Annotated in this window: 24 protein-coding genes; 16 read left to right on the top strand and 8 right to left on the bottom strand. The window is 44.8% G+C overall.

Annotation, left to right across the window (positions count from 1 at the left end; all coding sequences use genetic code 11):
* The 3 genes from ACXAGP_RS16860 to ACXAGP_RS16870 all read right to left on the bottom strand — a co-directional run bounded on the left by ACXAGP_RS16860 (nucleotide 1) and on the right by ACXAGP_RS16870 (nucleotide 1,744).
* Entirely contained in the window at nucleotides 1–408 is a 408-nt protein-coding gene (locus ACXAGP_RS16860; RefSeq protein WP_475262723.1) for a hypothetical protein, read from the bottom strand.
* Nucleotides 392–997: an RNA polymerase sigma factor gene (locus tag ACXAGP_RS16865; RefSeq protein WP_475262724.1), complete on the bottom strand. Its 606-nt coding sequence runs from the start codon at nucleotides 995–997 to the stop codon at nucleotides 392–394. Before ACXAGP_RS16865 ends, ACXAGP_RS16860 begins: the two co-directional genes overlap by 17 nt.
* Nucleotides 998–1,135: 138 nt before the next feature.
* Nucleotides 1,136–1,744 carry a hypothetical protein gene (locus tag ACXAGP_RS16870; RefSeq protein ID WP_475262725.1) on the bottom strand — a complete coding sequence of 203 codons (609 nt, stop codon included), beginning with the start codon at nucleotides 1,742–1,744 and terminating at the stop codon, nucleotides 1,136–1,138.
* Nucleotides 1,745–2,112: 368 nt separating this feature from the next.
* Between ACXAGP_RS16870 and rpsT the strand changes: the two genes are divergently transcribed.
* The 5 genes from rpsT to olsF all read left to right on the top strand — a co-directional run bounded on the left by rpsT (nucleotide 2,113) and on the right by olsF (nucleotide 7,424).
* A complete protein-coding gene (gene rpsT / locus ACXAGP_RS16875) occupies nucleotides 2,113–2,376 on the top strand; it encodes a 30S ribosomal protein S20 (protein WP_475262726.1) in 264 nt (87 codons plus the stop codon).
* Between the two features lie 193 nt (nucleotides 2,377–2,569).
* Nucleotides 2,570–3,952, top strand: coding sequence for a M28 family peptidase (locus ACXAGP_RS16880; RefSeq protein WP_475262727.1), 1,383 nt, complete (start codon nucleotides 2,570–2,572; stop codon nucleotides 3,950–3,952).
* A 167-nt stretch (nucleotides 3,953–4,119) separates the two neighbouring features.
* On the top strand, nucleotides 4,120–4,470 hold the full coding sequence (locus tag ACXAGP_RS16885; RefSeq protein ID WP_475262728.1) for a hypothetical protein: 351 nt from the start codon (nucleotides 4,120–4,122) through the stop codon (nucleotides 4,468–4,470).
* A gap of 194 nt (nucleotides 4,471–4,664) precedes the next feature.
* Nucleotides 4,665–5,477 carry a UDP-2,3-diacylglucosamine diphosphatase gene (locus tag ACXAGP_RS16890; protein ID WP_475262729.1) on the top strand — a complete coding sequence of 271 codons (813 nt, stop codon included), beginning with the start codon at nucleotides 4,665–4,667 and terminating at the stop codon, nucleotides 5,475–5,477.
* A 165-nt stretch (nucleotides 5,478–5,642) separates the two neighbouring features.
* Complete coding sequence (gene olsF, locus ACXAGP_RS16895) at nucleotides 5,643–7,424, top strand: bifunctional ornithine lipid synthase OlsF (RefSeq protein WP_475262730.1); 1,782 nt, start codon at nucleotides 5,643–5,645, stop codon at nucleotides 7,422–7,424.
* 133 nt (nucleotides 7,425–7,557) lie between these two features.
* Here olsF and ACXAGP_RS16900 read toward each other — a convergent pair whose 3' ends face one another.
* Nucleotides 7,558–11,232: an FG-GAP-like repeat-containing protein gene (locus ACXAGP_RS16900; RefSeq protein ID WP_475262731.1), complete on the bottom strand. Its 3,675-nt coding sequence runs from the start codon at nucleotides 11,230–11,232 to the stop codon at nucleotides 7,558–7,560.
* 171 nt (nucleotides 11,233–11,403) lie between these two features.
* Between ACXAGP_RS16900 and ACXAGP_RS16905 the strand changes: the two genes are divergently transcribed.
* From ACXAGP_RS16905 to ACXAGP_RS16940, 8 genes are all read left to right on the top strand, one after another.
* Nucleotides 11,404–12,351, top strand: a complete 948-nt coding sequence (locus ACXAGP_RS16905) for an ABC transporter ATP-binding protein (protein WP_475262732.1) — start codon at nucleotides 11,404–11,406, stop codon at nucleotides 12,349–12,351.
* Nucleotides 12,348–13,115, top strand: coding sequence for an ABC transporter permease (locus ACXAGP_RS16910; RefSeq protein WP_475262733.1), 768 nt, complete (start codon nucleotides 12,348–12,350; stop codon nucleotides 13,113–13,115). Before ACXAGP_RS16905 ends, ACXAGP_RS16910 begins: the two co-directional genes overlap by 4 nt.
* A 27-nt stretch (nucleotides 13,116–13,142) precedes the next feature.
* Entirely contained in the window at nucleotides 13,143–14,237 is a 1,095-nt protein-coding gene (locus ACXAGP_RS16915; RefSeq protein WP_475262734.1) for a sensor histidine kinase, read from the top strand.
* Nucleotides 14,230–14,841: a response regulator transcription factor gene (locus tag ACXAGP_RS16920; protein WP_475262735.1), complete on the top strand. Its 612-nt coding sequence runs from the start codon at nucleotides 14,230–14,232 to the stop codon at nucleotides 14,839–14,841. The genes ACXAGP_RS16915 and ACXAGP_RS16920 overlap by 8 nt, the downstream gene beginning before the upstream one ends.
* A 371-nt stretch (nucleotides 14,842–15,212) precedes the next feature.
* The gene (locus ACXAGP_RS16925) at nucleotides 15,213–16,961 is read left to right on the top strand and encodes an EAL domain-containing protein (RefSeq protein ID WP_475262736.1); all 1,749 of its coding nucleotides are present in this window, start codon (nucleotides 15,213–15,215) and stop codon (nucleotides 16,959–16,961) included.
* Between the two features lie 103 nt (nucleotides 16,962–17,064).
* The gene (locus ACXAGP_RS16930; protein ID WP_475262737.1) at nucleotides 17,065–17,271 is read left to right on the top strand and encodes a hypothetical protein; all 207 of its coding nucleotides are present in this window, start codon (nucleotides 17,065–17,067) and stop codon (nucleotides 17,269–17,271) included.
* An 86-nt stretch (nucleotides 17,272–17,357) separates the two neighbouring features.
* Nucleotides 17,358–19,103, top strand: a complete 1,746-nt coding sequence (locus ACXAGP_RS16935; protein WP_475262738.1) for a methyl-accepting chemotaxis protein — start codon at nucleotides 17,358–17,360, stop codon at nucleotides 19,101–19,103.
* A 118-nt stretch (nucleotides 19,104–19,221) separates the two neighbouring features.
* Nucleotides 19,222–19,803: a cytochrome b gene (locus ACXAGP_RS16940; RefSeq protein WP_475262739.1), complete on the top strand. Its 582-nt coding sequence runs from the start codon at nucleotides 19,222–19,224 to the stop codon at nucleotides 19,801–19,803.
* A 38-nt stretch (nucleotides 19,804–19,841) separates the two neighbouring features.
* Here the strand turns inward: ACXAGP_RS16940 and dapE are convergent, their stop codons facing one another.
* On the bottom strand, nucleotides 19,842–21,077 hold the full coding sequence (dapE, locus tag ACXAGP_RS16945; protein ID WP_475262740.1) for a succinyl-diaminopimelate desuccinylase: 1,236 nt from the start codon (nucleotides 21,075–21,077) through the stop codon (nucleotides 19,842–19,844).
* 123 nt (nucleotides 21,078–21,200) lie between these two features.
* Between dapE and ACXAGP_RS16950 the strand changes: the two genes are divergently transcribed.
* On the top strand, nucleotides 21,201–21,371 hold the full coding sequence (locus ACXAGP_RS16950) for a hypothetical protein (RefSeq protein ID WP_338291646.1): 171 nt from the start codon (nucleotides 21,201–21,203) through the stop codon (nucleotides 21,369–21,371).
* A gap of 41 nt (nucleotides 21,372–21,412) precedes the next feature.
* On the opposite strand, the gene ACXAGP_RS16955 is transcribed toward ACXAGP_RS16950, so the two are convergent.
* The 3 genes from ACXAGP_RS16955 to ACXAGP_RS16965 form a co-directional block, all read right to left on the bottom strand.
* Nucleotides 21,413–22,546, bottom strand: a complete 1,134-nt coding sequence (locus ACXAGP_RS16955) for a sodium ion-translocating decarboxylase subunit beta (RefSeq protein ID WP_475262741.1) — start codon at nucleotides 22,544–22,546, stop codon at nucleotides 21,413–21,415.
* 13 nt (nucleotides 22,547–22,559) lie between these two features.
* Nucleotides 22,560–24,344 carry a sodium-extruding oxaloacetate decarboxylase subunit alpha gene (gene oadA / locus ACXAGP_RS16960; RefSeq protein WP_475262742.1) on the bottom strand — a complete coding sequence of 595 codons (1,785 nt, stop codon included), beginning with the start codon at nucleotides 24,342–24,344 and terminating at the stop codon, nucleotides 22,560–22,562.
* 79 nt (nucleotides 24,345–24,423) lie between these two features.
* Nucleotides 24,424–24,678, bottom strand: a complete 255-nt coding sequence (locus ACXAGP_RS16965; RefSeq protein ID WP_475262743.1) for an OadG family protein — start codon at nucleotides 24,676–24,678, stop codon at nucleotides 24,424–24,426.
* A 336-nt stretch (nucleotides 24,679–25,014) separates the two neighbouring features.
* On the opposite strand from ACXAGP_RS16965, the gene lepB reads away from it, so the two are divergent.
* Nucleotides 25,015–25,671: a signal peptidase I gene (gene lepB / locus ACXAGP_RS16970; RefSeq protein ID WP_475262744.1), complete on the top strand. Its 657-nt coding sequence runs from the start codon at nucleotides 25,015–25,017 to the stop codon at nucleotides 25,669–25,671.
* A gap of 83 nt (nucleotides 25,672–25,754) precedes the next feature.
* Nucleotides 25,755–26,531, top strand: a complete 777-nt coding sequence (locus tag ACXAGP_RS16975; RefSeq protein WP_475262745.1) for a type 2 periplasmic-binding domain-containing protein — start codon at nucleotides 25,755–25,757, stop codon at nucleotides 26,529–26,531.
* Nucleotides 26,532–26,543 lie beyond the last annotated feature (12 nt).

The raw sequence follows: 26,543 nt of genomic DNA on the forward strand, positions 1-26,543 counted from the left end.
CTAAAGATGACCCTCTTGCTGTTGTTCTGCCAACCAGCTCGCAAACTCTAAATCCTCTAACATGGCCAGCTCTTCCCCAGGCACGTCTCCAGTTAAGAGCGCTTCCGGCAGTACTGGCACAGTATTACTTTGGTTATAGCTTACTAGCACAGCAACGATTACCGCAACTGCTGCTGGTGCGACATAGCGAAATTGATGTGCCACCACTTCCCGATGTATTCGCTGCCACCATTGTATTAGTAGAGGCAATCTGCTCTTTTGGTCACGCTTGGCGGAAGCCGTTTGCAATGCGTTTAAACGAGCTTGGGTTATATCCGATAACACCTCATCACTTAATTTCGCATTAGCCTCATCCAGCATCGTATTCACTTTGCTGTTGAGTGTATTTTGCTCAGATTGTGACGTCATGTTGTTCCTCCAGTACAGCTTTTAGCTTCTGTACAGCTCTGTAAAAATGTGTTTTTACACTCCCTTGTGAGCAGCCCATTATGTCGGCTGTTTCGGCCACCGACAGTCCTTCCCAACTGCGCAGCAAAAAACACTGTTGCTGCTTCACGGGCAAGGCTTCCAGCACTTGCATCATATCTTGTTGTTGTAACACCCTATTCAAGGCCTTTGCGGGTTCTTCACTTTTCTCATCGGCTACCTGCTCACACAATGGCAGCTCTTCGTCTTCGCTATGTTTAGTACGCCAGAAAAACAGCATGTTGCGCACTTTTTGCTGTCGATGCCAATCCATAATACGATTGTTCAATATTCGGTAGAACAACGGTTTCCATTCATTGCCGGGGCGCTCAGCATAATTACTCACAAGTTTCATCATGGCGTCTTGCAGTATATCAATGGCATCCGCATGCTGCCCCACCGCGAGCAACGCCATGCGGTAAGCCTTTTTTTCGATATGAGCCAAAAACGCATCCAGTGATGCAAATTCGGTTAACTCATTGGTTTGCTGCTCATCCAAAATTGAAGTCGCCGGGTTTTGAGAACGATTCAATGGAAATGTTTACCTTGCGACACTGAAAAGACGCATCCTGCAAAACACCTTTTATCACCTGTTTTACCGTCATAACGTTCGACTTTGAGTATGGTTGACAAAAACTTAAAAAAAATTTTATTAAGCCGGAATAATTCGTTATTCACAGGCGTTTACTGGGGTTACGTTGGTTAATCCCGTCGCGGTATAACACTCCTCCAGCAAGGAGCAATAACAGGTTTGCAACTTAGTAACATGGCGGGCTTTGTTTAAAGCATCCCACAAAGGTTTATTCAGTTGATTTTGTTCATACAGCAAAAAATCATACTTCATTTGCCCGGTGACGACGACATCACTCAAGTCACTGCTAATCAGGTCAAATGGCAATAACTTTGTTTCGGCATCTTCGTTTTTTAAACTTTCCCAACGCGTACGTACCAGCTCCACTTGCGTTAAACAACAAGCTTCTATCCATGTATTTAAGTCGCCATAGACCTGCTGTTGATAGACAAATCGAACATCGTGTAAAACAGCCGGACCTGCACCGCCATTTTGCAACGAAAAAGTAAGTATGCTTTCTTCTTTTTCTTCATCCCAATTACTATGGTCAAACTGAAGCAATGGCAATGTCATGGCTCTAACCTGTTTTTCTGCCGCATCCGCTTGAATATAAGTGGCGTAAAAAGAAGCTGCTGAAATGAGTACGGCACAAACGGCAATGATAAAGTTTATGCGCTCAGTTCTGGAGGCGCTCGGTGTTGATGACATAATATTTTCTTCTACATATAAAACTAGTTTGAGTTTGCTGGCGTGTGAGCCATTATTGCAAGAGGCCTTAGTGTTGCGACAATAAAACAACCCTATGCGCCGTTCTACAGCCGAGCTTATCTGGCACGATAGATCAAACTCAGGTGCTGTAAATTGAAAAAGTTACCCGAAAGACGGGTAATTGCAATGGCAAAGTGAAAACCTTTTTCACAGCCTTGTTTGCCCTTGGAGCTGAGGCACAAACAGGTAACTGGAAAAGAAACTCAATTTTTATACGATATTTTTGATAAATACTTTGACATTCGATGCCAATCCCGGCAGAATTCGCACCCTCGAATTTACAGTTGAATCGTTTTGGGAGTGTTATCTTGGCTAACATCAAGTCTGCTAAGAAACGTGCGCTTACGGCAGAAAAGAGCCGCCAGCACAATGCAAGCCGTCGTTCTATGATGCGTACTTATGTAAAAAGAGTACGTGCTGCTATTGAAGCAGGTGAAAAGAGCGCTGCTCAAGAAGCATTTGTAGCTGCTGCACCTATTCTTGACCGTATGGCTACTAAAGGTTTGATCCACAAGAATCAAGCAGCTCGTACTAAGAGCCGTCTGAATGCACAGATCAAAGCTTTAGCATAAGCACATAAGTTTCACATAAAAGGCGTCGCAAGACGCCTTTTTTGTATCTGTTATTCCCCCCTTTTCCACGGCACGATAAATCGCCTGACGCGATACCCCTCAAGCAAAAATTGGGCTTCCATCCGCAAGACAAGCCGGACCTGATCAGTTATGATGCGGTCATCATAAAGCACCTACTCACAATGCCATTCAGATGATTAAAAAATTAATATTTTCAACACTTTTATTGACCTCCTATGTAGTCGCCGCAGACTCTGATTCAGAGCTCACACAATTAAAAAACGCATCACAAAACAGTCAATTAGCCTATGAAATTGTTGCCTCGTTGACTCGCGAAGTGGGGCCGCGTATTGCTGGCAGTGAGGGGGACAAAAAAGCGGTAGCTTGGGCGGAAGCAAAACTTCAGAGTTTGGGTTTTGACAAGGTATACAAGCAGCCAGTAAGAGTGCGTAACTGGTCTCGCGGTCTTGCCGATGCCAGCATACTCGCCCCTTTTGAACACCAACTGGTAGTTACAGCCTTGGGTGGCTCGGTTGCCACGCCAGAAAATGGCATAGTGGCAGAGGTTGTCATGGTGAATTCACTTGAAGATCTCAAAACTCGCTCAGTAGAAGAAATAAAAGACAAAATTGTATTTATCAATAAGCGCATGGAAAGAGACAGAGCCGGGCGCGGCTACGGTCCGGTAGTCATCGGTCGTTCCAGAGGCGCAATAGAGGCTGCCATGCTGGAAGCTCAAGCCGTTATAATCCGCTCAGTAGGAACGGCGCAGAGCCGCTTTGCCCATACAGGTGCCATGCAATACAACCCAGAGGTTGAGAAAATTCCGGCTGGCGCCCTGTCCAATGCTGACGCTGATACGCTGGAATATATGTTCAGTAAACAGCAGCCGGTAAAAATGCATCTTAATGTTCAAGCCAAAGAACATGGCTGGCAAACCTCTTACAATGTGATTGGTGAAATAACTGGCAGCGCCAAACCAGAAGAAATTGTGCTTATCGCTGCCCATTTAGATTCCTGGGATGAAGGCACAGGGGCACTGGACGATGGTGCAGGAGTAGGTATCGTTACGGCAGCAGCCAGCCTGATCAAGTCAACCTTAGGCGCCGCTGAGCGCACTATTCGCGTCGTGCTTTATGCCAATGAAGAATTTGGTTTGGTAGGAGCCAAAGAATATGCCAAAGCCAACGCAGCGGAATTGGGACAAATTATCGTTGCAGCTGAGTCTGATTTTGGCGCAGGGAAAATTTACCAACTGGATACTCGCTTTGCGCCTGATGCACTCCCGTTTGTAAAAGAACTGCTCAAACACCTGACACCACTGGGTATTGCTGAGGGGACCAACACCGCCACAGGTGGCCCGGATATATCCATGTTACCCGCTAAAGGCGTACCTGTCGTATCACTGCGCCAGGATGGCACCCATTATTTTGATTACCATCATACCCCAAACGATACCCTGGATAAGATTGCCCCTGACGATATTCAGCAAAATCAAACTGCTTATGCCGTATTTACCTGGCTAATGGCCAACAGCGATGTTGATCCGCGGCCTGCTCCGGCACTGATTAAATAATCATTATGATTCTCACCGGGAGTCCCGACTCCCGGATTAGCCCCATTTTTTACCCGCTGTATCTTTCTTCACAAAATCTCATCGCTATTGCCACAAAAGTTGTTGTATCCTATACCCGAGCATTCAATTTAATACCTGTTCTACAGTAACAATCAGGCATTTTTCAAATGGATAAGAAAAAAGTCAAAGCGACTTCTCAAAACGAAGGTTTTTTTATCACCCCTGTTCACCTCAAGCTCGCAGGTGCGGCGGTGTTGTTATTGCTGGTTATCCTCTTTCCCAAACCGCAACGCATCACATACGAATACGCCAGTATGGTATCGACAGGCACCTATTGGGATGGTTTATTTGGGCCGGGTATGTTGTTGGACTCCAATGCCAAATTTGTTCGCCTGGATGAAGATACTGAGCATTTACATGTATGCTACAGCAAAGAAAATGATAATTGCTTGCGCTACAAAGTCATTGATAACACCGGGTTCGGAGGCTACATAGCGTCCTGGTTTAGCGATGAATAAGAATCTTGACCGTCTATTTTCAATGCGGGTTCGGCTATAATATCGCCAATAATAATTGCTGCCTATAGTGCGCAATAATTATTCAAGGAATTGTCACATTAGCCCTATTGCTGTAACCGCAAGTTCATGTTCTTTTAACTGAACTGTCACTCCCAAAACCTACCATTGTGCAAACCAAAGAGGAACGAAGCACAATGGCAACTCAACAACACTTCCGTACTGTTTGGATCTCAGATATTCATTTGGGATACAAAGACTGTAAAGCCGACTATCTATTGGATTTTTTGCAACAAAGTAAAATAGACACATTGTATCTGGTAGGTGACATTGTGGACATGTGGGCCATGAGCAAACGATTTTTGTGGCCACAATCCCATAACGAACTGTTTCACTACCTGTTAACACTCTCACGTACTGGTACAAAAGTGATTTATCTGCCTGGGAATCATGATGAACCTTGCCAGAAATACGATGGCATGTGCTTTGGTGAAGTAGAAATTCACAGGGAGTACATCCATACAACAGCCGATGGCAAAAAACTATTGCTGTTGCACGGCGACATTTTTGACAATGACGTTTGTTTTGGTCCCATTACGGCCTGGATTGGTGATAAAGGCTACGAATTTTTGTTGTTTCTGAATCGCTGGTACAACAAAGCACGCGCCTGGTTTGGATTCCCTTACTGGTCATTAGCAGGCTATATTAAATCCAAGATTTCAGGCGCCAATGAAGCCATAGAGCGCTATCGGGTTGCCAGCACTGACCGCGCCAGAGAATTGGGATTAGATGGCGTGGTTTGTGGCCACATACATCACCCGGAAGTGGTTGAAGTCAATGGTATAACCTATTACAACGACGGAGACTGGATTGAAAATTGCTCCGCTCTTACAGAAGATAATGAGGGCAACATAGAGTTAATCACCTGGACTCAAAATACCTCAACAGAAGCCACAGTCCACACCTTACCTGAGCTTCAGGAAGGCAGTACCGGGCAAAAAGCAGCATAATTTTGCGGCGGAGTAACCCGCTCCGCTGTAACTCTCTGAGGGCATTGCATGAATGGAAATAACGCTCCCTAGGGTTTGTAACAAAATAGCAATGATTATTACCTAATATATTCATGAAAACGTCATAGAATTCCCGCGTTAAATTTACGAGGTCCAAAAAAGCAGATGTTTTCGGTTCACGAAGTTCTAAGTAATCACTTCCCCTCCATTGCGCAAAAGCCCATTTTGTTCAAGCCCCTTAAATTCCTGTTGAAGCGTTTGATGCACGAGCGAGAATTCGTTGAGTTTGCAGAGAAGTACCCGCATCTGCAGGGCATCGAGTTTATTGAACAAGCCTTGGAATACTTCAACTTCACCTATTCCACTCGAGACTCAGAAAAAGAGCGTATCCCCGCAACAGGACCATTGGTCATCATCGCCAACCATCCGATAGGCTCTTTGGACGGGCTGGCCCTGATAAAAATGGTCAGTGAAGTGCGCCCCGATGTCAAAGCCGTAGTCAATGAAATGTTGATGGCGGTGAAACCGCTGAACGAATTATTGCTGCCTGTTAATGTGATGTCCGGAAATACCGCAAAGCAAGATATTGCCAGAATTCAGGAGCACTTGAAAAATCAGGGCACTATTATCGTGTTTCCAGCTGGGGAAGTTTCTCGTCTTCGTCCACAAGGAATTAGAGATACCAAATGGAACACCGGCTTTGTACGCATGGCAAAAACGGCCAAAGCGGCTGTATTGCCGGTATTTATAGAAGGGAAAAACTCAGCCTTGTTTTACGGCGTATCCATGATCTACAAACCGCTCGCCACCATGTTGTTAGTGGATGAGATGTTTAAACAAAAGAACAAACATTTGCCAATGCGCATTGGTCAACTTATTCCCTATGAATCTTACGGTGAAGCGCGCTTTAACAATAAGCTGTTAACCAAATTGTTTAAAAGACATCTTTATCGCATAGGCAGCAATAAATCAGAGATTTTTGCCACACAGAAATCCATTGCAGCTCCTGAGAATCGTCAAATACTTACTCGAGCCATCAAAAAGGAATGTGAGTTGTTGGGCACTACCGCTGATGATAAGGAAATCTATCTCTATCGCTACAGTGGCAGCTCCGCCATTTTACGGGAAATTGGTCGCCTTAGAGAGATTGCCTTTCGCGCAGTGGGGGAAGGCAGTAATAAGCGCAGAGATACCGATCACTATGACAATGACTATTTCCACCTGATTTTGTGGGATAAAGATGATCTTGAAATTGTTGGTGCATACCGCTTTGGTGATGCGCAAAAACTGAAACAGGAAAAAGGCTTGAAAGGCCTTTATTCAGCGAGTTTATTTAAATACGACAAGGCTATGGACCCCTATTTCAGACAGGGCCTGGAACTCGGTCGCAGTTTCGTACAGCCTAAATATTGGGGCAAACGCAGTCTGGATTATCTTTGGTATGGTATTGGTGCGTTTTTAACCCGTTACCCGCAATACCGATATCTGTTCGGCCCGGTAAGTTTGAGTAACAGTTTCCCTCAAGCGGCGAAAGATCTGATGGTGGAGTTTTACCAACTACACTTTGGTACCGAGCAGGAAATTGCCACCTCTAACTATCCTTATCGCCTGCCAGAAGCTCTGCAAGGTAGCTTTACAGGCAACGATTACAAAGCAGATTTTGTGACGCTGAAAAACTTATTGGCTAATATGGGCGTAGCTATCCCCACGCTATACAAGCAATACACAGAATTATGTGAGCCCGGTGGTACCCAATTTTTGGGTTTTGGCGTGGACCCAGACTTTAATGATTGCGTAGACGGCTTGATTTTAGTGGATTTAATGAAACTAAAACCTAAAAAACGTCAACGCTACTTACCCGAAACAATAATTACTGAAGAATCCACCGAGCAGCAGACTATTGAGCCTTCGCCACAGGGAAATGTTGTGCGACTTAATGTTAAATAAACTCACTGTTCCAAGACCCGGAGTGGCGCCGGGTACCTAAGGCACGGATTCGGCGCATTTCAACAATTGCTGGCAGTCTACCTCCGCCAGGAGGAAAACTGCCATGTAAAACAACGTTCTATGAACCTGTTAATTACCAATTGAATGCCATGCCTGCAGGTAACCCCACAGGGACGTAAGCGTCACCGACGGGGAAAAAACGTTGCCAATCAGCTTTAGTTGCTGAATAGCGAATGGTTAACTTCCCTGAAACAGCAGAATACAATGCAATGTCATCTCTGCCATCGCCATCAAAATCAGCGGCAAAGGGTAACGCATCGCTTAACCCCTCAAACCAATTCTCAGATATCTCCAAACTCTGCGAGTTCCGGATAATCCAAACACCGGCAGAAGGACGCCAGACAGCCAGATCTGTTGCACCGTCACCATCATAATCCGCCGTCACCGGAATATCATCTTCAGCCAGGCCAAACCTTATTGATTGCACTTGCTCTGGGGCGATAGTACCGTTTTTAACTTTGCCAGAAGGATAAATATACCAGCGTCTCTCATCGGGATTCCGGTATGCTGCATCAGCAACACCATCACCATCAAAATCACCTAAAACCGGAATATCTCCTACTTTATAATTGGTTTTTACTTCAACAATATCAGATGTAGAAGATTGGCGAATAATCCAAATTCCTTTGCTGCTGCGGACCACAGCAAAATCTGTAATACCGTCTCCGTCATAGTCCGCCGCCACAGGATAATCATGAGTTTGCAAACCTAAGCTGACTCTTTGAATACCATCCAACTGTTCACTATTAAAGTTACTTTCGCTGGAGTTGAGTACTTGCCAACGTTGCTCATCGGGCACTCTCAAAGCCAGGTCGTTGAGGCCATCACCATCAAAGTCGCCAGTTACCGGAATATCCGTCGCGTATTCTCCGAATTCCAAATACCACTCTTGTTCTATTCCTGAAGGGTAGACTAACCAGGTTTTATCAAACGGAGCGTAAAACACCACATCAGCGCGATTGTCACCGTTGTAATCTAACTTCGCCCCTCGGTTGATATTATTAGTACTAATATGCAGCCTTGCCATTTCACCACGCAAATAATAACCATCCTTACGGATATCTGCGGTAAACCAGATATCCCCAGCAAATTGTGCCGTTTTACTGTGGCTAAGCCATAATTCTGAACCGTCAAAAGTTATCAAAGGCTGCTCTGCACCGACACGCCAGACACTATACAAAAATTGTTGGTCGCTAGTGGCCGGGTATTCTGGATTTATCATCCTGGAAAAATAATAAATGTCATCTGCAATTTGCTGAATACTCTGCAAGACAAAACTGTAATAATCGCCATTAAGGCTCTGCGCTATCGATTGGTTATACATGTCATCCATGTGATAAACAGAAAAACTGTATCCACTTTCAGCATCGACAGTTTCGTAAAAGAGTTTACCTCCCTGGCTCGCGTAATACCGAATCTCTGCCTCCAAAACGGGCTCCACATCTTCACTACCCGGCGTAACCTGCCACAAGGTTGATGAATAAGGCTCACCTTCATTGCGCAACAAAAACAACACTTCGCCATTAGTAAACAGGTCTTGTGCGCAACCCAGTTCTGTCACGGCCTGTGTAGTGGTATCGAAGCGCTTCAAATAGCCTTGCTCGGTGATCAAATACAAATCTGTTCCCACTTGCATAGATACGTTGCGGGTGTCACTCTCTAGTTGGGCTCCGTACCGCACGGAACTGCAATACTGTGTTGACTCAGAGGCTAAAAGTTTTAATTCTTGGGATACAACATCGTAACTGAACAGCCCGGGTCCCGCTTCGTTCTCGTGGGACAGAAACACCGTTTCCTCAAAAACATCAATAACCTTTCCCGGCCCGTTGTAGATCCGCTCGGCCAGACCCGTTTCGTGGTGATACTTTATGATTCGAGAATGAGGAACGCCGTCATGCCAGAAGCCTCTCTGGTAGTAAAGGACATCATCTTTTGCTTTGAAAAAGTTTAGCCAGGATAAGGACAGTTCGTTGATGGCATCAATAGCCACCACCGAGTTAGTTTCAGTATCGATTTGCCAAACTCGTCCAGCAGAAAAATAGACCTTATTGCCAATCACGGCATCGAACGAAACCTGATAGTGACTTACCCCCTCAGGCAACTCAAAAGGCAAAAGTTGGGGGGTCCCAGTCACGCCTGTTCGCCATATTTTCCTGTTTCCAATGCCCGACTCAGCAGCAAAGTAGTAGGCGTCAGAAGTCGCCAGCCCAGCCCTTGGGTACGAGGCGCTGTTTTCGTTGTCATTTAATATGAACAAGCGTTGTAACGACTGAGCTTGATCTACGCGCCAAAGCTTTACCCCCATACCCTCGGCGTAAGTGCTGAACAACAGTTCGCTATTCCCAGCAAAAATTTCAGGCGCTGTCAGTGGACGATTTTCGTTATCAAGTACTTTGCTGAGGTTGCTAGTATTTGCATCGAGCGCCCATAGCTGCATCGGTCCACGGTTAAATTGCGCTTGTCCTGACAGATATAACTTATCATCGATTTGTTTTCTTTTTCGATAATCAAAAAAACCATCTAATTGGCGAATAACAGACTCTTGCGGATCAAAGTGCCACAAATGGCCTCTTGTATGATCGCGTACAACAAAAAAGTACAGTTGCCCACTGAAGCTAACCAGATTGTTTATGCTTAATTCCCATGGCCAACAACTTGAATCCAGTACGCTGTCCTGGACAACGTCAGCGGTTATTTTCTGCTTAGACTTTTCGCTAATGTCATATTGCCAAACATGCAGACCTTGCTGCTCTTCGTTGGAAACATAGTAAATCTTGTTTTCGATAAGCGTTACAGATGTTTTTTTGTGAAAAGGAAAGAGGCCATCATCATCACAAACGCTGTAATGATTGAGGTCGGCGATCTTGTCCAGGCTTTCATTTGCAATGTTGTAATACCAAAGTTGCCCGCCCTGAGATAATCGAGTAGTAACAAACTCAAGTTCCACCACCATGTGTTCACCATCTACAGCGGCAATATGCGGTTTATAAAACTTCCTGTTTTGTTGCAGCAAGCTATTGAATTCGCTAACCTGGACTAACTGCTTTTCTTCCTGATGGTACTGATATACCTTTCTTTGCCCCCACTTATTGGTGGCTGTAAAATAAAGCTTGTTACCACTTGCCTTTAGCTCATCAATATCGCTTCCTGCAGCTCCGATATTGATGTCATACACTAATAGGTTTCGGTTTTGTTCCAAATCAGCTCGCCACAGTTCGCTACCATATTCGTCTGTTTGTGCAACGAAAAAAAGCTCTTCACCTGACACCGTGACATGCGATACATACTCAAACTCCCCCTCGAAAACCGAGGCACATAAGCACGCGATGTCAAAGCGCCAGAGACGTTTCTGTTGATTCCTGTCCCTTGCGAAAAAGTAGAGATTATCAGCGATTATCCGCAGGTCAGAGAAATCGGGCTGCGAGGAGCTAATACCATCAAGAGTCAGTGCCTGCTCAGCTTGAGTTTCAATATTGAGTCTTAACAAGCGATTACCCAAGACATTGTGGTTTTCCACGATAAAGATATCACCGCCCAGCTCAACGGCTTCAGAAACGGGCCTGGGATCAAGGGAAGGTTGTTTGTTCAAATCATAACTTGAGAAGCCCGGCTCAGTAGTCGTCGCCGCAGACCACATACTCAGTGAACAGAACACAATAAAAGTCAGTGCCTTAATCAAGCCTTGCCATGGATACCTGAGAGAAAAAATACATTGTAGCTTTTGATATTGCCTATCCCTAATAAACATATGCACTCCTGTTAGTAGTTCACAGTGATGACGATATCATGAGTCTTTTTATTCCCACCAATTCTTTATCTTATAAATTGTGACAAATGTCATCATTACATAGTGACAACAGCCTCTACTGAAAAACCACACAAATGCCCAAACTATTCATCACACAGCGAGGAAATAAGTATGAACAAGACAATAGTGACAGTAGAAAAGGTCTGCGTTAACTTCGATTCCACCAAAGCGATCGACAACGTTTCTTTCGATATCAATGCAGGCGAAGTACTTGCCCTGTTGGGTGAAAACGGTGCCGGAAAAAGCACGCTTATTAACTGTATTTTAGGGAGATTGAGGGTCAATAAAGGTTGTATCAAAATATTCGACGTTGCTCCGGGGGAGCAGCTGGCAAAGCAACGTACTGGTACGATATTGCAAAATGCCAATCTGCCTGACACCAGTACCGTTGAAGAGCAAATTACGCTGTTCAGCAGCTACTACCCTACCCCTATAGCAAAGGCGGAATTGATTAAACTCACCATGCTGGAAGGACTTGAAAAACGCCGCTTAAACACCTTATCCGGTGGTCAAAAACAGCGTCTTTTCTTCGCACTCGCAGTATGTGGTAATCCACAAATAATCTTCCTTGATGAGCCTACAGTTGGTCTGGACAGTAGCGCTCGTAGGGAGTTTTGGCAGTGCATCGAGAATCTAAAACGCAATGGGGTAGCAGTGGTTTTAACCACCCATTACCTGGAGGAGGCAGAAGCCCTTGCCGACCGTATCATATTGCTTAAACAAGGAAGCATCATCCATCAAGGCACGCCATCCGAAGTCAAAACCAAAGCTTTAGGGAAACGAGTCCGCTTTGCTTTGCATTCCCCACAGGAAATGTTTGAGGGGTGCTTATCACATTTACAGCAACAAAGTCCCAATGTCGCCATCAACAACCTGACGTATAACCGAGATGGAGTCAGCCTGATTAGCGCCCAACCGGAGCCTCTACTGGAGTTACTGTTTACGCAAGGGATCGCTATTTCAGAACTCACCATCGAAAGTGCTCGCCTGGAAGACGCTGTAGAAGTACTGAATCAACAATCAAACACAACCCAATTAGTATCGGAGGTAGCAGCATGATCAACTCACTGAGTGCTCAACAACTTATCAACACCTATCGACTTGAAGCACTAACTGATATTCGAAAAACCTTTCGCACACCGGGTTTTGTTTTACCTAGCCTGTTGTTCCCGGTGATGTTTTATATTTTCTTTGGCATCGTATTTGTGCCAGATGGAAATTCTGCTGTCTCTCAATATCTATTGGCTACCTATTGTGTGTTCGGCGTTATGGGGCCTGCACTGTTTGCCTTTGGTGCCGATGTCGCAGTGGAAAAGGACAGGGGTATGCTGGCACTAAAACAAATCAGTCCAATGCCCATCGCCGCTTATTTTGCAGCCAAGGTGGTTACTGCTATCGCCTTTGCCAGCATCATTATTTTTCTGTTGTTTAGTATCGCTCTAACTTTGGGCGGGGTAAGCATGGAGTTATGGCAATGGATGTGCACGGCGATCGTTTTGTTACCCGGCGTGTTACCTTTTTGCGCCTTGGGACTGTTTATTGGCTTAAAAGTTAAAGCGCAAGCGGCAGCAGCAGTGGTCAATTTGATCTATTTACCTATGTCTTTTTTGTCTGGATTATGGATACCGATAATGCAGTTTTCTGAGATGCTACAGCAGCTCGCTAAAGTGCTACCACCATTTCACTTCTCCCAGTTGGTTTTGAAAATCCAGGGAGCGGATATTGGTATGCCATGGTGGATACATGTCGGCGTGTTATTGGGTTACACTGCTCTTTTCGGCGGGTTAGCTTATCGCGCCTTTAAATCCATGGAAGTTCGCTAGCTTTTGGCGGCAAAAACAGAGTAAACAATGCCTCTATTGATTCAACGCATTCATCAGCGCCTGTTGCCCAAAGACTCTGATACAGGGTACCTGCCCTATTTTTGGCTGGTATACTTGATCATGTTTATTTTGCCTTTGAGTTTTGGTGACAGGCCCTTGTGGCATTACGCTGCAAGTATCTTGGTGTTACCCGTCTTTTTAACCTTGTACTTTTACACATTTTGGCAAACCGGGTCTCGCGCCCTGTTGTGCATTATCGCCATTTTGGGTTTAGGTTTGGGGACAGCTTGGTTCAATTCAGGAGCATCGGTGTTTTTTGTCTATGCCGCAGCATTTTGTGTACAACTGAAACAGCCTCGCAAGGCTTTAGTTATGGTGTTTTCCATCGCAACAGTTGCGGCTCTATACAGCTTTTTGATGGAGCTACCGGGATTTTTTTATCTGCCCGCAGTTGTTATTAGCATCCTGATTGGCTGCGTAAACATATATGAAGGCGAACTACGCCAGAAGAATCGGCTTTTAAAGCTATCCCAGGATGAACTGGCGAAGATGGCTGCCACTGCCGAACGAGAGCGAATTGCTCGGGATTTACATGACTTAATTGGCCACACATTTTCGCTAATTACGGTCAAAGCCCAGTTAGCTCATAAACTCGCTGATATTGACATAGATAAAAGTAAACAAGAGTTGAAAGACCTCGAGCATCTCAGTCGCTCAGCGATGGCAGAAATAAGGGAAACCGTGCACAATTTTCAGCAAAAAGACATGACCAGTGAGATAGCCAAGGCTAAAACGCTTGCAGAATCAGCAGATATAGAATTTAACGGTGAAATTAACGTAATACCGCAGCAGGAAAGCATCAATAATGCGCTCGCTTGGGTGATAAGAGAATCGTTCACCAACATGATAAAACATTCTGAAGCCACTTCTTGTCAGCTCAGTTGTAAGACAGCGGCAGGCCAATACCAATTGACCATTAGCGACAACGGTAGACCACAAGCTGAGATTACGGCGGGTGACGGACTGACGGGCATCAAGGAGCGCGTAACCGCCCTTGGCGGCAAGCTCACTGTGGCTACAAATGGTGGATTTTCAATTCAGGTGGAGGTGCCTTTTGCATAAAACGATAAAAATAGTGTTAGCAGAAGACCAAGCCATGCTGCTCGGTGCTGTGGCAGCGTTATTAGACTTAGAGTCAGATTTTACTGTAGTTGGACAAGCTAAAGATGGTGAATCAGCGTTGTCTTTGTGCATACAGCAACAACCTGATGTACTGCTGACGGATATTGAAATGCCAGAAATGACGGGCATTGAACTAGCAGAAAAACTACAACACTCTGGTTTCAACGGTAAGGTCATCATTCTGACAACCTTTGCTCGCAGCGGCTATTTGCGTCGAGCGATGGATGCGGGGGTAAAGGGTTATTTGTTAAAAGACACCCCTAGCGATGAACTTGCCACTGCCATTCGCAAAGTGGTATCAGGGCGCAAAGTGATAGCTCCAGAGCTGGTGATTGAGGCGTTTGATGAATTAGACCCACTCTCAGAAAAAGAGCGAAAAACCTTAAAATTGGCCGCTGATGGGCTGACTACAGAGCAGATAGCTGAGAAGTTATTTTTATCCAAAGGAACCGTGCGCAATTACCTGTCCAGCGCAGCGTCAAAACTCAACGCTCAAAACCGCATTGACGCGGCGCGTATCGCCAGACAAAGAGGTTGGTTGTAAAGCCCACTAAAGAATAGCCAAAAGCTACCCCAAGCTATGGTTGCTATTTACAAGCGTTTTACTCTTATTCAGACCTGCCAGAAGCCTAAGACATTGTCGAAAGAAAAAACGATATCATCACCTATCTTCATGTAAGCTAATTCCTACATTTCCGTCAGCAGACCACAACCAGCAAAACCCAACGCGTGAAAGCGTTGCAAAACAAGAAATATAATCCTTACATTTCAATTATCTACAATTAATCAAAGACAAAAAAATACTATTGTTGAGCTCATGTTACTGCAAATCCACACCATCACAAAAAGGTAAGTAATTTTTCCAAATCAAGTTCTGCTAACCTAGATTAAAAGCAGTTCCACCAAAGCAGTAATATGGAAAATACTAACATCAGAAATAGAGAGCAGATTTCAGATTGTGCGGAATCAGAACCGGATTTTGTTTATGGCTGTAAAATATTGCTTGTGGACGATCAACCCATCACCACCGATATGTTAGAGGCCATGTTCACCCCCCTGGGTTTTGACACTCTGGCCATTAATGACAGTTTAATGGTTTTAGATGCGTTACGAGAATTTGAAGCTGATTTAATCTTGCTCGATGTTGACATGCCCCATAAAACCGGGCTCGAAATCAGTACAGAACTAAAAAGTTCAAAACACTTTAGCCACATTCCCATAATATTACTTACCGCCATGGATGATAAAAACGCGGTTGTAAAAGGACTGTCCTGCGGCGTTCAAGACTACGTTACTAAACCGTTCCACAAAGCAGAGTTAACGGCGCGAGTCATCAATAATCTGCGACTCAAAAAACAACAAGACTTCTGGCGCTTAAATCACAAACTCATCAGGGAGCAATTTGATGCTTCCGGATTACCGTTGCAGTCAACCTTTCACCAATACCTGGAGAAATTTGCCACCCATAGCCACGAACCGCTGACCCTGGCCATTTTTAGTGTTTATGCCTTCGACGAAATCGCCGCATCGGTGAAAGCCAACAATATTAGAAGCACTATCAACAGTACAATTTACGAACGCCTGAATCAAAGCGACGCAAGGCAGGTGTTTATCGGTAACTTAGGGGACGGCAAATTTGGGGTGCTATTCCTTCAAAGCTCAAAGAATATCAATGCTGATTTACTGGAGTTACGGGAAAGTCTGGAGAGATATATTCTGATCTCTAATAGCCGAATTAAGCTCAAGGTAAATGTTGGTTTTTGTACAAGCCGATGTAACGCTGGAAATTGGCGCGAAATAATTGAAAAAGCGAAAATTGCATTACTTAAAGCAAAGCAGCCGGGTAGCCCGTCCATCGTAAAATACACCCCTAAAAGTCACGGGGAATTAAATGATAAATGGTGGGTTTTACATTACCTCGAAGAAGCAATTAACCAAAATGAGATAACAGTGCAATTCCAACCGCAATTTGATCTCTACAGCTGGGAGTGCACGGGTTACGAAGCACTTGCAAGATGGCATAGTAAGGTGAGAGGTGTGGTGTACCCCGACAAGTTTGTCCCGATTGCTGAGCAATATGGATTAATCGACAAACTCAGTTTTAAAATTTTTAATCAGACATTGCGTTGTATGCATACCTTACCCGGACCGAAAGTGGCGCTCAATATTTCACCTATGCAACTTCAAAATCCGGCCTTTCCCGTTTTATTAAGTGAATTATTGGAGAAACATGGCGTAAGCCTAAAACAGGTGGAACTGGAACTGACCGAATCAAGTATGATGGACGAACGGCTTATTGGCGTTGTAGAACGATTAATGAAAATAGGCTTCGATGTGGTCATTGATGATTTTGGTACTGGCTATTCCAATTTGAGCATACTCACCAAATTACCCTTTTCTAAAATCAAAATTGATCGCTCTTTAATTCAGCAAATTCATATATGTAAGAAGTCTGAAGCGTTAGTCGCCTCAATGGTTTCTTTTTGTGCCCAATTTGGTATGAAGATACTGGCGGAGGGCGTTGAGAACTCAGCTCAAGCTGACGTATTAAGGTCAATTGGGGTCGATGAGGTACAGGGCTTTCTATTCGGCAAACCCAGAGCCATGCCCGGAGGTAAGCACATAAAGGCCATTGACAATATTAAGGAGCCTTGCGCTCAGTGAAGCCGTTCCCCAAGGCAGATATCATAAATAAATTAATTAATTGAATTAAATCAATTTAAAGGTAATATTAAATACCGTTATTAGTTATTAAATGGATTTAAAATTGAATATTGACGCCACACTTTATGGGAAGGTCGTACTGGTTTTGGCCATTGTCATGACAATCCTGTGTTACTACCTTGGCAGCCGCAAAACCCATACTCCTAAACTGGTCGCAGCCATTGGTTGTGTAACCTGTATATTTCCTCCACTAGCGCTTGTTTACCTTGTTGTATTGGTGCTCAAAGATGATATCCGTGTTATCGAGTGACAACTGTAAGTGACGCCACTTTAGGTCAGGCTGAACTTTATTCTCAGAACTAACGTACAACTTTTGTCTTTTAGGTAGAGGTCAGTATGTTCAACTTATTCAATAACAACAGTAATTTCACCGAACAAATTCTTGAACAGAGTATTGATGCTGTCATTGCCATTGATGAGCACAACTGCGTTATGTTTTACAACAAAGCTGCGGAAAAGCTATGGGGCTTCGCCCATCATGAAGTCATAGGTAAAAACGTAAAGATGTTGGTGCCAGTTGAACATCGCAGTAATCATGACAATTACGTCAACCGCCATCGCTCTACAAATCAAGATAAACTAGTGGGTACCACCCTTGATCTTTACATCGAAACAAAAACTGGCCAGAAAGTCTGGTGCTCATTGTCACTGTCGAAATTTAAGGTGAATGGCAAGCAATGTTACTCGGCAATCGTCAAAGACATCACCAAAGAGAGAGAGCAAAAACTGCTTATAGATCAAACCCTAAACCAGTGTATTGACGGTGTTGTTACTATCGATGAAAACAACAACGTGGTGTTCTTTAATCCTGCCGCTGAGAAAATATGGGGGGTTAATAAAGAACAGGTACTAGGCAATAATGTCAAAATGCTAGTGCCTAAAGAAATCCGTCCCAGCCATGATGAAAAGGTCAACCGCAATCGCAGAACTGGCGAGAACAGAATTGTCGGTTCATCGCGAGAATTGCCGATAGAAACGTTCGACAACCGCAACATTTGGGTATCCCTTTCTCTTTCCAAAATTACCCTGGAAAGTAAGATCCTATACACAGCATTCGTGCGGGATATTACCGATGAATATAAGGCCAAAGAAGAAGTAAAACGACTATCCCTGGTAGCCAACAATACCAGTAATGCCGTAATAATCACCGATGCTAATGGCCTCGTGGAATACGTCAACCACGGTTTTTCTGAAATAACAGGCTATACGCTGGAAGATATCAAAGGCAAGAAGCCAGGAAGTTTATTACAAGGCAAGCACACAGATCCCGATACCATCGCCCGGATAAGTAAAAAGATTAAAGACAAACAGCCCTTATACGAAGAAATACTTAACTACGACAAGCAGGGCAACTCCTACTGGATTTCATTGGCGATTGACCCTGTATTTGATGCAAATAACAACCTGACAAACTTCGTTGCAATACAAGCTGACATCGATACGACCAAGCGTAGGTCACTGGAAAACGACATTAAGATGAATGCCATCAATGACAGCAGCTTAATGTTTGAAGCCAATCCGCAAGGCCACATTACCTATGCCAATAACCAGTTTCTTTCGACTTTGGGCTGTAATGACAAAGACGCAGCTAACGAACTACTGGGAAATATTGCCAAGCTTACAGGCGATGAAGTATGGGCAGACTTGGCAAAAGGGGAAGCGTTTAAATCAGACGTGAGCGTAAATACCTTGTCAGGTAAAGAACTCAAACTCACTTTAGAAGCTACCCCAATCACAGATGTCACCGGCAGCTTAACCAGTGTTTTGATATACGCTGAAGACATCTCCAGTAAAAATGCAGTGATCTCAGAAACTCATGAAGCCATGTCACAGGTTCTGGATCGCATCAGCTCCATAGTACAGTCAATCAATAATATCTCTAACCAAACTAACCTGTTAGCACTCAATGCGGCGATTGAAGCAGCCAGGGCGGGTGAAGCTGGTCGAGGCTTTGCTGTAGTGGCGGATGAAGTTAGAAATCTGGCCCAAAGCTCTACAGACTCAGCAGATCAAATCACCTCGCTGATAGAAGAAACCAAAGGCCATGTTGATCAGTTATCGCAATATCTTGGGAATAGTTAACACAAACTCGATAAAACATTCTATTTTTCAGACATATTTAGCCAGTATTTTGCGATTTAATATCGATTAAGTCATCGATAGTATGTATCTAAACAAGGTGCTTAAGAGGGCTTAGGTTATGTCTTTGCGAAATTCTGAAAACAACTATGGTTCTATTGCTAAGTGGATCCACTGGCTTACTGCGTTGCTGTTTCTGGTTGCTTATATCAGTGTCTATTACCGGCAATGGTTTACTGAAGCACAAACTCCAGAGAATTGGACAGCGTTGCAATTGCACCTTTCCTTCGGGGTTTCGATAGCTGTCTTGGTAATATTGCGCATTATCTGGAAGGTAGTTAATCCATCTCCAATTCCAGAGCCGGGAACGGCGCTCGAGCATCTGGCGGCAAAATTGGGACACATTGCCTTGTATGCCATCATGATAATCATGCCGATTACCGGTTATTTAGGTACAGGTGTTGCTACTGAGTTCTTTTATTTATTCGATATACCCAGTTTCAAAGATACTGCGTTTTTTGCAGAAACCTTTGGTAAACACATGGAATTTGCAGACTTTGAAAAGCCACTGGATTTTATTCACAAGGACATATTGGGTGCATGGCTGGTGTGGTTGTTGATTGTCGGGCATGCGGGTGCAGCGCTATACCATCACTTTGTAAAACAAGATCGCACTCTCAAGCGGATGACAACGGGAAAGTAGAGGGCATGGATTGGCGTTGCCCACTGCGGGCAGCGCCATTAATCAAAAAGTAAATCAGAGAGCAAATCGGTAAAAATATCTTCCAGCGTCACCAGATCAGAAATGTGAATGCGCTCATTAACCTGATGAATGGTTTTGTTGGGTACACCCACTTCCACAACTTGCGTATGCTCACTGGCAAAAAAACGTCCGTCAGAGGTGCCCCCTGCAGTAGATAGCACAGGAAAACGTCCAGTATTTTTGATGATGGCTTGCTCAACAGATTTAATCAGGCTGTTTTGCTGATCAACATGAGTAAAGTAAGGTACACAAGGACGCTCCCACTTGATATCAGCACTGGCCACCACAGCTTCAACCCTCTCCTGAATCAACGCTTCCAGTGACGCCATACTATACTCATGGCTGTAGCGGATATTAAAACAAATACTGCAGTTGGCGGGCACGATATTGTCGGTAAAATCGCCAGAATCAATGTGAGTGATTTGCAGGCTTGTTCCCGGAAAGTCATCGCTACCAGCATCGAATTTTATGGAACTAATGGCATCAATCACTTTTGCCATTTTGTGAATTGCATTATCGGCATATTGTGGATAGGCCACATGCCCCTGTTTGCCCTTAACCTGAATACGTCCGGAAATGGCACCGCGTCGGCCCACTTTGATGGTATCACCTGTGGTCAACTTGGCTGTTGGCTCACCAACAACAACGCAATCTACTTTTATATTGCGCTTATCCAGCCAGGCTTTGATCTCCTTACTGCCAAACTCCGCTTCACCTTCTTCGTCACTGGTAATGAACCACATGAACTTCGCGTTAAGGTGGCGAGATAGCCTGAATACTCGCTCTGATGCTGCGAGCATCGCGGCGACACCCGTTTTCATATCTGCAGCACCACGGCCAATCAACTCATTGTCCTGCACAACCGGTTCGAAAGGATCGCTGTGCCATTTTTCAACAGGACCTGGTGGAACTACGTCCGTGTGCCCGGCGAATGCAATCACACGGTCCCCTGCCCCAATTTCCGCTACCAGGTTTTTAACACCATTTATCTCAAATTGGTGGCATACAAACCCCAAAGTGGCGAGTTTTTCCGCCAACCAATCCTGACATCCTGCGTCTTCCGGTGTAATGGACCTCCTGGACATCAGCTCTAAGCTGTAAAGTATGGAGCGCGCATGCCCCGTCATGGCCTGACCTGGCAGCCCGTACAGCTCAGCTTGATGGCTTTGTCGAGCAACAATTTCTGACTTTTGCGGTGTAATCGGCATAGACATAAAAAGCGATCCTGAGATTAATAAGCTCAGTATTAGAAAAAAAAGTCATTACAATCTCATTTCAGATATGTAAAACTTTTTTAAAAACAACCACTTTTTTTGTCATTAAACGAGGATAAGGTTTTGATTAAATTTTTGTTTTTGATCCCGTTGTTGTTGTGCCTTGGTTGGTTTGTGTATCTTAAACACAACGGTTACACCCTGGAGCAGGGCAAGAAAGGTTTTATTTATATCCTGGTGATAAGTTCAACCATCGCACTGTTTTACGGATTGTTAATTCCCCTCACCCATTAAAAAAGGGAAGCCTGGCTTCCCCTTTTACAAACTAAAAAGAATTACGGCCCCACCAGTGCCAGCAAAATACCTGCAGCTACGGCTGAGCCCAATACCCCGGCCACATTTGGCCCCATCGCATGCATTAATAAAAAGTTATGAGGATTGGCTTCTAATCCAACCTTGTTAACCACTCGGGCCGCCATCGGCACTGCCGATACACCAGCCGCACCTATCAGAGGGTTGATTTTATCTTTGCTCAATCGTCCCATTAGCTTGGCCATCAGTACCCCAGCCGCGGTTCCAATTGAAAAGGCCACAGCGCCCAGCGCAAGAATAGCTAATGTTTGGGAAGTTAAAAACTGATCAGAAGAAAGCTTTGAGCCCACAGCTAATCCCAGAAAGATAGTGGTGACATTGATCAATTCGTTTTGTGCAGTTTTACTCAATCGCTCTACCACACCGCTTTCTCGCATCAGGTTACCCAAGCAGAACATGCCCACCAGCGGAGTCGCCGTTGGCAAAAACAAAATGGTCAAGCCCAGTACAGCTAACGGGAAAACTATCTTTTCTCGTTTACTGACGGTTCGCAGTTGTCGCATTTCGATTTTGCGCTCTTCCGGCGTGGTCAGTGCTTTCATTATTGGTGGCTGAATGATGGGAACCAGTGCCATATAGGAATAAGCCGCCACCGCAATAGCTCCTAATAAATGATCAGCCAATTGCGATGCCAAAAAGATGGCCGTCGGGCCGTCAGCACCACCGATAATGGCAATGGCCGCCGCTTCCTGCAGAGTAAAACTCAGCCCAGGCACCAGATTCAGTAAAATAGCACCAAATAGGGTAGCGAAGATTCCAAACTGGGCTGCAGCGCCTAAAAGTAACATGCGTGGATTAGCGATCAGCGCGCCAAAGTCGGTTAAAGCTCCAACTCCCATAAAAATTAATAATGGAAACACCGTTGAGCCGATGCCCACTTCGTAGACGTAATACAGCAACCCACCGGGTTCGGTAAAGCCGCCCAGTGGAATATTGGTCAATATTGCGCCAAAACCAATGGGTAACAGTAACAAGGGTTCATATTTTCGGGCGATGGCCAGATACAACAGCAAAACGCCGACGGCCATCATCAGTATTTGCCCTGGCTCAAAATTAGCCAGCGCAGTGGTTTGCCATAAAATTTGCAACTTTTCCATGGAGCCTGCTTCCTCAGCTAAAACTTAGCAAAGGCTGACCGGCCTGTACGGCATCACCTTCTTTCACCATAACATTGGCAACGGTACCAGCGTTAACTGCTCGCACTTCAGTCTCCATTTTCATGGCCTCCATGATCAATACCACATCACCAGCATTGACCGCCTGACCAACGGCAACATTAATTCGCACAATGTTACCAGCGAGTGGCGCATTTAGCGCCTCGCCTCCTGGTGTAGCAACAGAAGTCTGTGCCGCCGGAGCTGGCGCTGCTGAACTGGTGGGTGCAACGTCCGTTAAGCTACCATCAGGCGCCACTTCTACACGGTAGACTTTGCCATCAACGCGAACGGAATAGGCCTCTGCCTGGCCACTACCGGAAGCAACGATTGTTGGTTCTGCTGCAGGTTCACTACCAGGTGCGGGCTCAAAAGCATCTGGGTTATTGCGATTTTCAAGGAACTTTAATCCCACCTGAGGGAATAGTGCATAGGTAAGTACGTCATCAACTTTGTGCTCAGCTAATTGAATACCTTTGTCACTGGCAAGTGAATCCAGTTCGGATTCTAACTTTTGTAGTTCAGCCGCAATGAGATCTGCAGGTCGACAGGTTATTGCTTCTGTACCATCCAAAACTCGTGCCTGAAGCTGGGCGTTTACCGGTGCTGCCGTGGCACCATACTCTCCTTTGAGTACACCCGCAGTTTCTTTGGTAATACTTTTATATCGCTCTCCGGTTAATACATTCAGTACCGATTGACTACCGACAATTTGAGAGGTGGGCGTAACCAGCGGAATAAACCCAAGGTCCTCGCGAACTTTAGGAATTTCCTTGAGAACCTCGTCCAATTTGTCTGCGGCACCTTGTTCTCGCAATTGATTTTCCATGTTGGTTAACATGCCGCCAGGTACTTGTGCAATCAAAATTCGCGAATCAACACCTTTCAGACTGCCTTCGAACTTGGCGTACTTTTTCCTGACATCGCGAAAATAGGCAGCAATTTCTTCCAAAAGCGTCAAATTTAATCCGGTGTCACGTTCCGTTCCTTCGACAATAGAAACCATAGTTTCGGTGGCACTGTGCCCGTAAGTCATACTCATGGACGATACCGCCGTATCAAGCATATCAATGCCTGCATCAATGGCTTTTTGATAAGTTGCCGTACTCAATCCTGTCGTAGCATGGCACTGCATGGCAACAGGCACGGCGACGGTTTCCTTAAGTCGAGTGATCAACTCTTCACACTCGTAAGGTTTTAGCAAACCTGCCATATCTTTAATACAAATAGAGTGGACGCCCATGTCTTCCAACTGTTTGGCCATATCCAGCCACAACGACAATGTGTGCACCGGGCTAACAGTGTATGAAATCGTGCCTTGCGCGTGGGCACCAACTGCAATCGCAGACTTAATCGCAGTCTGCAAGTTGCGGATATCATTCATGGCATCAAAAATGCGGAAAACATCAACACCATTGCTATGAGCCCGCTCAACAAATTTTTCCACCACATCGTCGGCATAATGGCGATAGCCCAAAAGGTTTTGACCGCGCAAAAGCATTTGCTGCTTGGTATTTGGCATTGCCGCTTTTAATTTGCGGATACGCTCCCATGGATCTTCCCCCAAATAACGAATGCACGCATCGAATGTCGCGCCACCCCACGACTCCATGGACCAATAACCAACCTGGTCAAGTTTTGGTGCGATGGGTAGCATGTCTTCAAGACGCATGCGAGTAGCCAGCAAAGACTGGTGAGCGTCTCTCAATACCAACTCCGTTAAGGCCAGCGGTTTAGCCATAATAATTTCCTCTTCAACAAATGATGCAGTTTATTTTTTGTGCATTGGCACATTGAGCGTCGTTGATGCTTTATTATTTTTATTGTTTTTTATTTCGATACTGGTGCACGGCAGAGCTAATTGCGGCTAAGACTTGCGGACTAATCACCTCTGCTTGCGTCCCCGATACCTGAGGTTTTATTTGGGATTCTGGTGCATCGGGCAGCTTATTGCACACCCACTCAATAAGATGGATAGCGCCGATGAGTATTGTTAAAAAAACAAATACAACGGCCATCCCTACAAGGAGCAACCCCGCAGCATCGAGCAACACTGAATAAATATCGTCTGTCATAGATAACTGTTCTTTTTACACCAAACCTGAATAATAACCAGACAATCGCCTGAAACACAAACTCAAACTGCACAAAAAGCAATCACCATGCGACTTTTTATGCATTTTTTTAGCATAAGTAATCACGTACAAATCTTAATTTAATGCAACTTATTATGCCTTTTATCACTGAGTCTAGGACCGCCTTGTGGGTTTGGCAAACAAGCTGACAGGTGAACCGGAGATGCTGGCGAATCTGTTTTAAATATTTTGTAACAGCTCCACGAGTAATAAATTGAAACTCTGCATTACTATTGTTTGTCGAACTCAGTGTTTAACAAGCTAACAGGTAAGTGAATGAGTAAACTAAACGCAATATGGCAGGAAAATAAACTATTTTTATTGTTTATTGGTTTAATGGTGATGTTTCGCAGTGCGGTGGCTGATTGGAACCACGTGCCAACTGGCTCAATGCAACCCACTATTGAAATCGGCGACCAAATATTGGTGGATAAACTCGCCTACGACATTCGTTTTCCTTTGACCCACGTTTCACTACACAAGCTTAATGACCCGGCGAGAGGCGATGTCATTATTTTTGATTCCAAGGTATCTGATAAACGTTTGGTGAAACGCGTTATTGGCGTCCCCGGTGACCGGGTAGCAATGAAAAACAATCGACTCTTTGTCAATGGTGCTGCGCTCAAATACACCGCTGTTTCTGAGCAAGATGGTTTTAAAGTGCTAAATGAAGTCCTCGGGGAAACAACACACAAAATAAGAATAAGAAATGCCAATACCAGAGCTTCTAATTTCGCAGAAGTGACTGTCCCATCCGGACACTACCTGGTATTGGGCGATAACAGGGACAACAGCGCAGACTCCAGAGCTATAGGCTTTGTACCTCGCAACGAAATTGTCGGTAAATCAGAAACGGTGGCCTTTTCTTTGGATTACGACAATTACTATTTACCCCGCAGCCAGCGAGTCATCTCTCCGCTAGATGAAACGTAAACTCTCTGTTGAAACGGCCCTCAACAGGGCCTTACTTTTAATGCTAATATAAACCGTAATTATCCTTGAGCTAGTTATTCGATATGCGCCTGTATCCAATTAAATACCTTAGTGTGGGATTGTTGTGGGTTTTGTGGTCGAACTCTGTCATTGCGGCTCAGCAAGAAATACAATCTATTCAGCCTGAAACATATACCTTGGGCGTGCAGAATTTTGATTTTTTCCCCCATTACAATTTTGCTGACCAAGACAAAAATTCTTTTCTGGAAGAAGTAATCGCCCTGTTTGAGTTAAAAACAGCTATTGTGTTGCAACCGGTTGCTCTACCTACCAAACGACTGGAATACGCGTTTTTTGAAAGCCAGGAGGTGGACCTGATCTACCCTGCAAACCAGCGCTGGTACAAGGATAAAGCAGGTAGTGTAATGTACAGCGCCCCATTGGTAACTTCTATTTCCGGTACAATGGTGGCTGAAACCGGAATACCCCTGAAAAAGATCCGCGCCATTAGCATTCCCTTCGGCTTCACTCCGGTAAAATGGAATGAAGAACAGGAAGCCAGACAAATACAAATATTTGGGGTACCCGATGCCAAAATGGCATTGCAAATGGTGGTCAACAATCGAGTGCAAGCCGCTGACGTTGAATACAATGTTGCCGAACACCTCAACCTACAATACGGATTTGGTTTGGTACTCGATACCAACCTGCCGTTATCAAACCCTGAATTTCAATTTGCCAGTATCAAACACCCGCAGTTGATCAATCGATTGAATCAATTTCTGGCTGAAAATAAGGATGAAATTACTGCCATTAAACGTCAGTTACATATTAAAGAGTCGATAGCGTCGCTATATTAGTTTTTCGCCTTG

Source organism: Planctobacterium sp. AWM4_229 (assembly GCF_056160305.1).

Coding starts and splice junctions, on each gene's coding strand:
- ACXAGP_RS16860 (WP_475262723.1), bottom strand. CDS start 408: ATGACGTCACAATCTGAGCAAAATACACTCAACAGCAAAGTGAATACG.
- ACXAGP_RS16870 (WP_475262725.1), bottom strand. CDS start 1,744: ATGTCATCAACACCGAGCGCCTCCAGAACTGAGCGCATAAACTTTATC.
- ACXAGP_RS16880 (WP_475262727.1), top strand. CDS start 2,570: ATGATTAAAAAATTAATATTTTCAACACTTTTATTGACCTCCTATGTA.
- ACXAGP_RS16885 (WP_475262728.1), top strand. CDS start 4,120: ATGGATAAGAAAAAAGTCAAAGCGACTTCTCAAAACGAAGGTTTTTTT.
- ACXAGP_RS16890 (WP_475262729.1), top strand. CDS start 4,665: ATGGCAACTCAACAACACTTCCGTACTGTTTGGATCTCAGATATTCAT.
- olsF (WP_475262730.1), top strand. CDS start 5,643: ATGTTTTCGGTTCACGAAGTTCTAAGTAATCACTTCCCCTCCATTGCG.
- ACXAGP_RS16900 (WP_475262731.1), bottom strand. CDS start 11,232: ATGTTTATTAGGGATAGGCAATATCAAAAGCTACAATGTATTTTTTCT.
- ACXAGP_RS16905 (WP_475262732.1), top strand. CDS start 11,404: ATGAACAAGACAATAGTGACAGTAGAAAAGGTCTGCGTTAACTTCGAT.
- ACXAGP_RS16910 (WP_475262733.1), top strand. CDS start 12,348: ATGATCAACTCACTGAGTGCTCAACAACTTATCAACACCTATCGACTT.
- ACXAGP_RS16915 (WP_475262734.1), top strand. CDS start 13,143: ATGCCTCTATTGATTCAACGCATTCATCAGCGCCTGTTGCCCAAAGAC.
- ACXAGP_RS16925 (WP_475262736.1), top strand. CDS start 15,213: ATGGAAAATACTAACATCAGAAATAGAGAGCAGATTTCAGATTGTGCG.
- ACXAGP_RS16935 (WP_475262738.1), top strand. CDS start 17,358: ATGTTCAACTTATTCAATAACAACAGTAATTTCACCGAACAAATTCTT.
- ACXAGP_RS16940 (WP_475262739.1), top strand. CDS start 19,222: ATGTCTTTGCGAAATTCTGAAAACAACTATGGTTCTATTGCTAAGTGG.
- dapE (WP_475262740.1), bottom strand. CDS start 21,077: ATGTCTATGCCGATTACACCGCAAAAGTCAGAAATTGTTGCTCGACAA.
- ACXAGP_RS16955 (WP_475262741.1), bottom strand. CDS start 22,546: ATGGAAAAGTTGCAAATTTTATGGCAAACCACTGCGCTGGCTAATTTT.
- oadA (WP_475262742.1), bottom strand. CDS start 24,344: ATGGCTAAACCGCTGGCCTTAACGGAGTTGGTATTGAGAGACGCTCAC.
- ACXAGP_RS16965 (WP_475262743.1), bottom strand. CDS start 24,678: ATGACAGACGATATTTATTCAGTGTTGCTCGATGCTGCGGGGTTGCTC.
- lepB (WP_475262744.1), top strand. CDS start 25,015: ATGAGTAAACTAAACGCAATATGGCAGGAAAATAAACTATTTTTATTG.
- ACXAGP_RS16975 (WP_475262745.1), top strand. CDS start 25,755: ATGCGCCTGTATCCAATTAAATACCTTAGTGTGGGATTGTTGTGGGTT.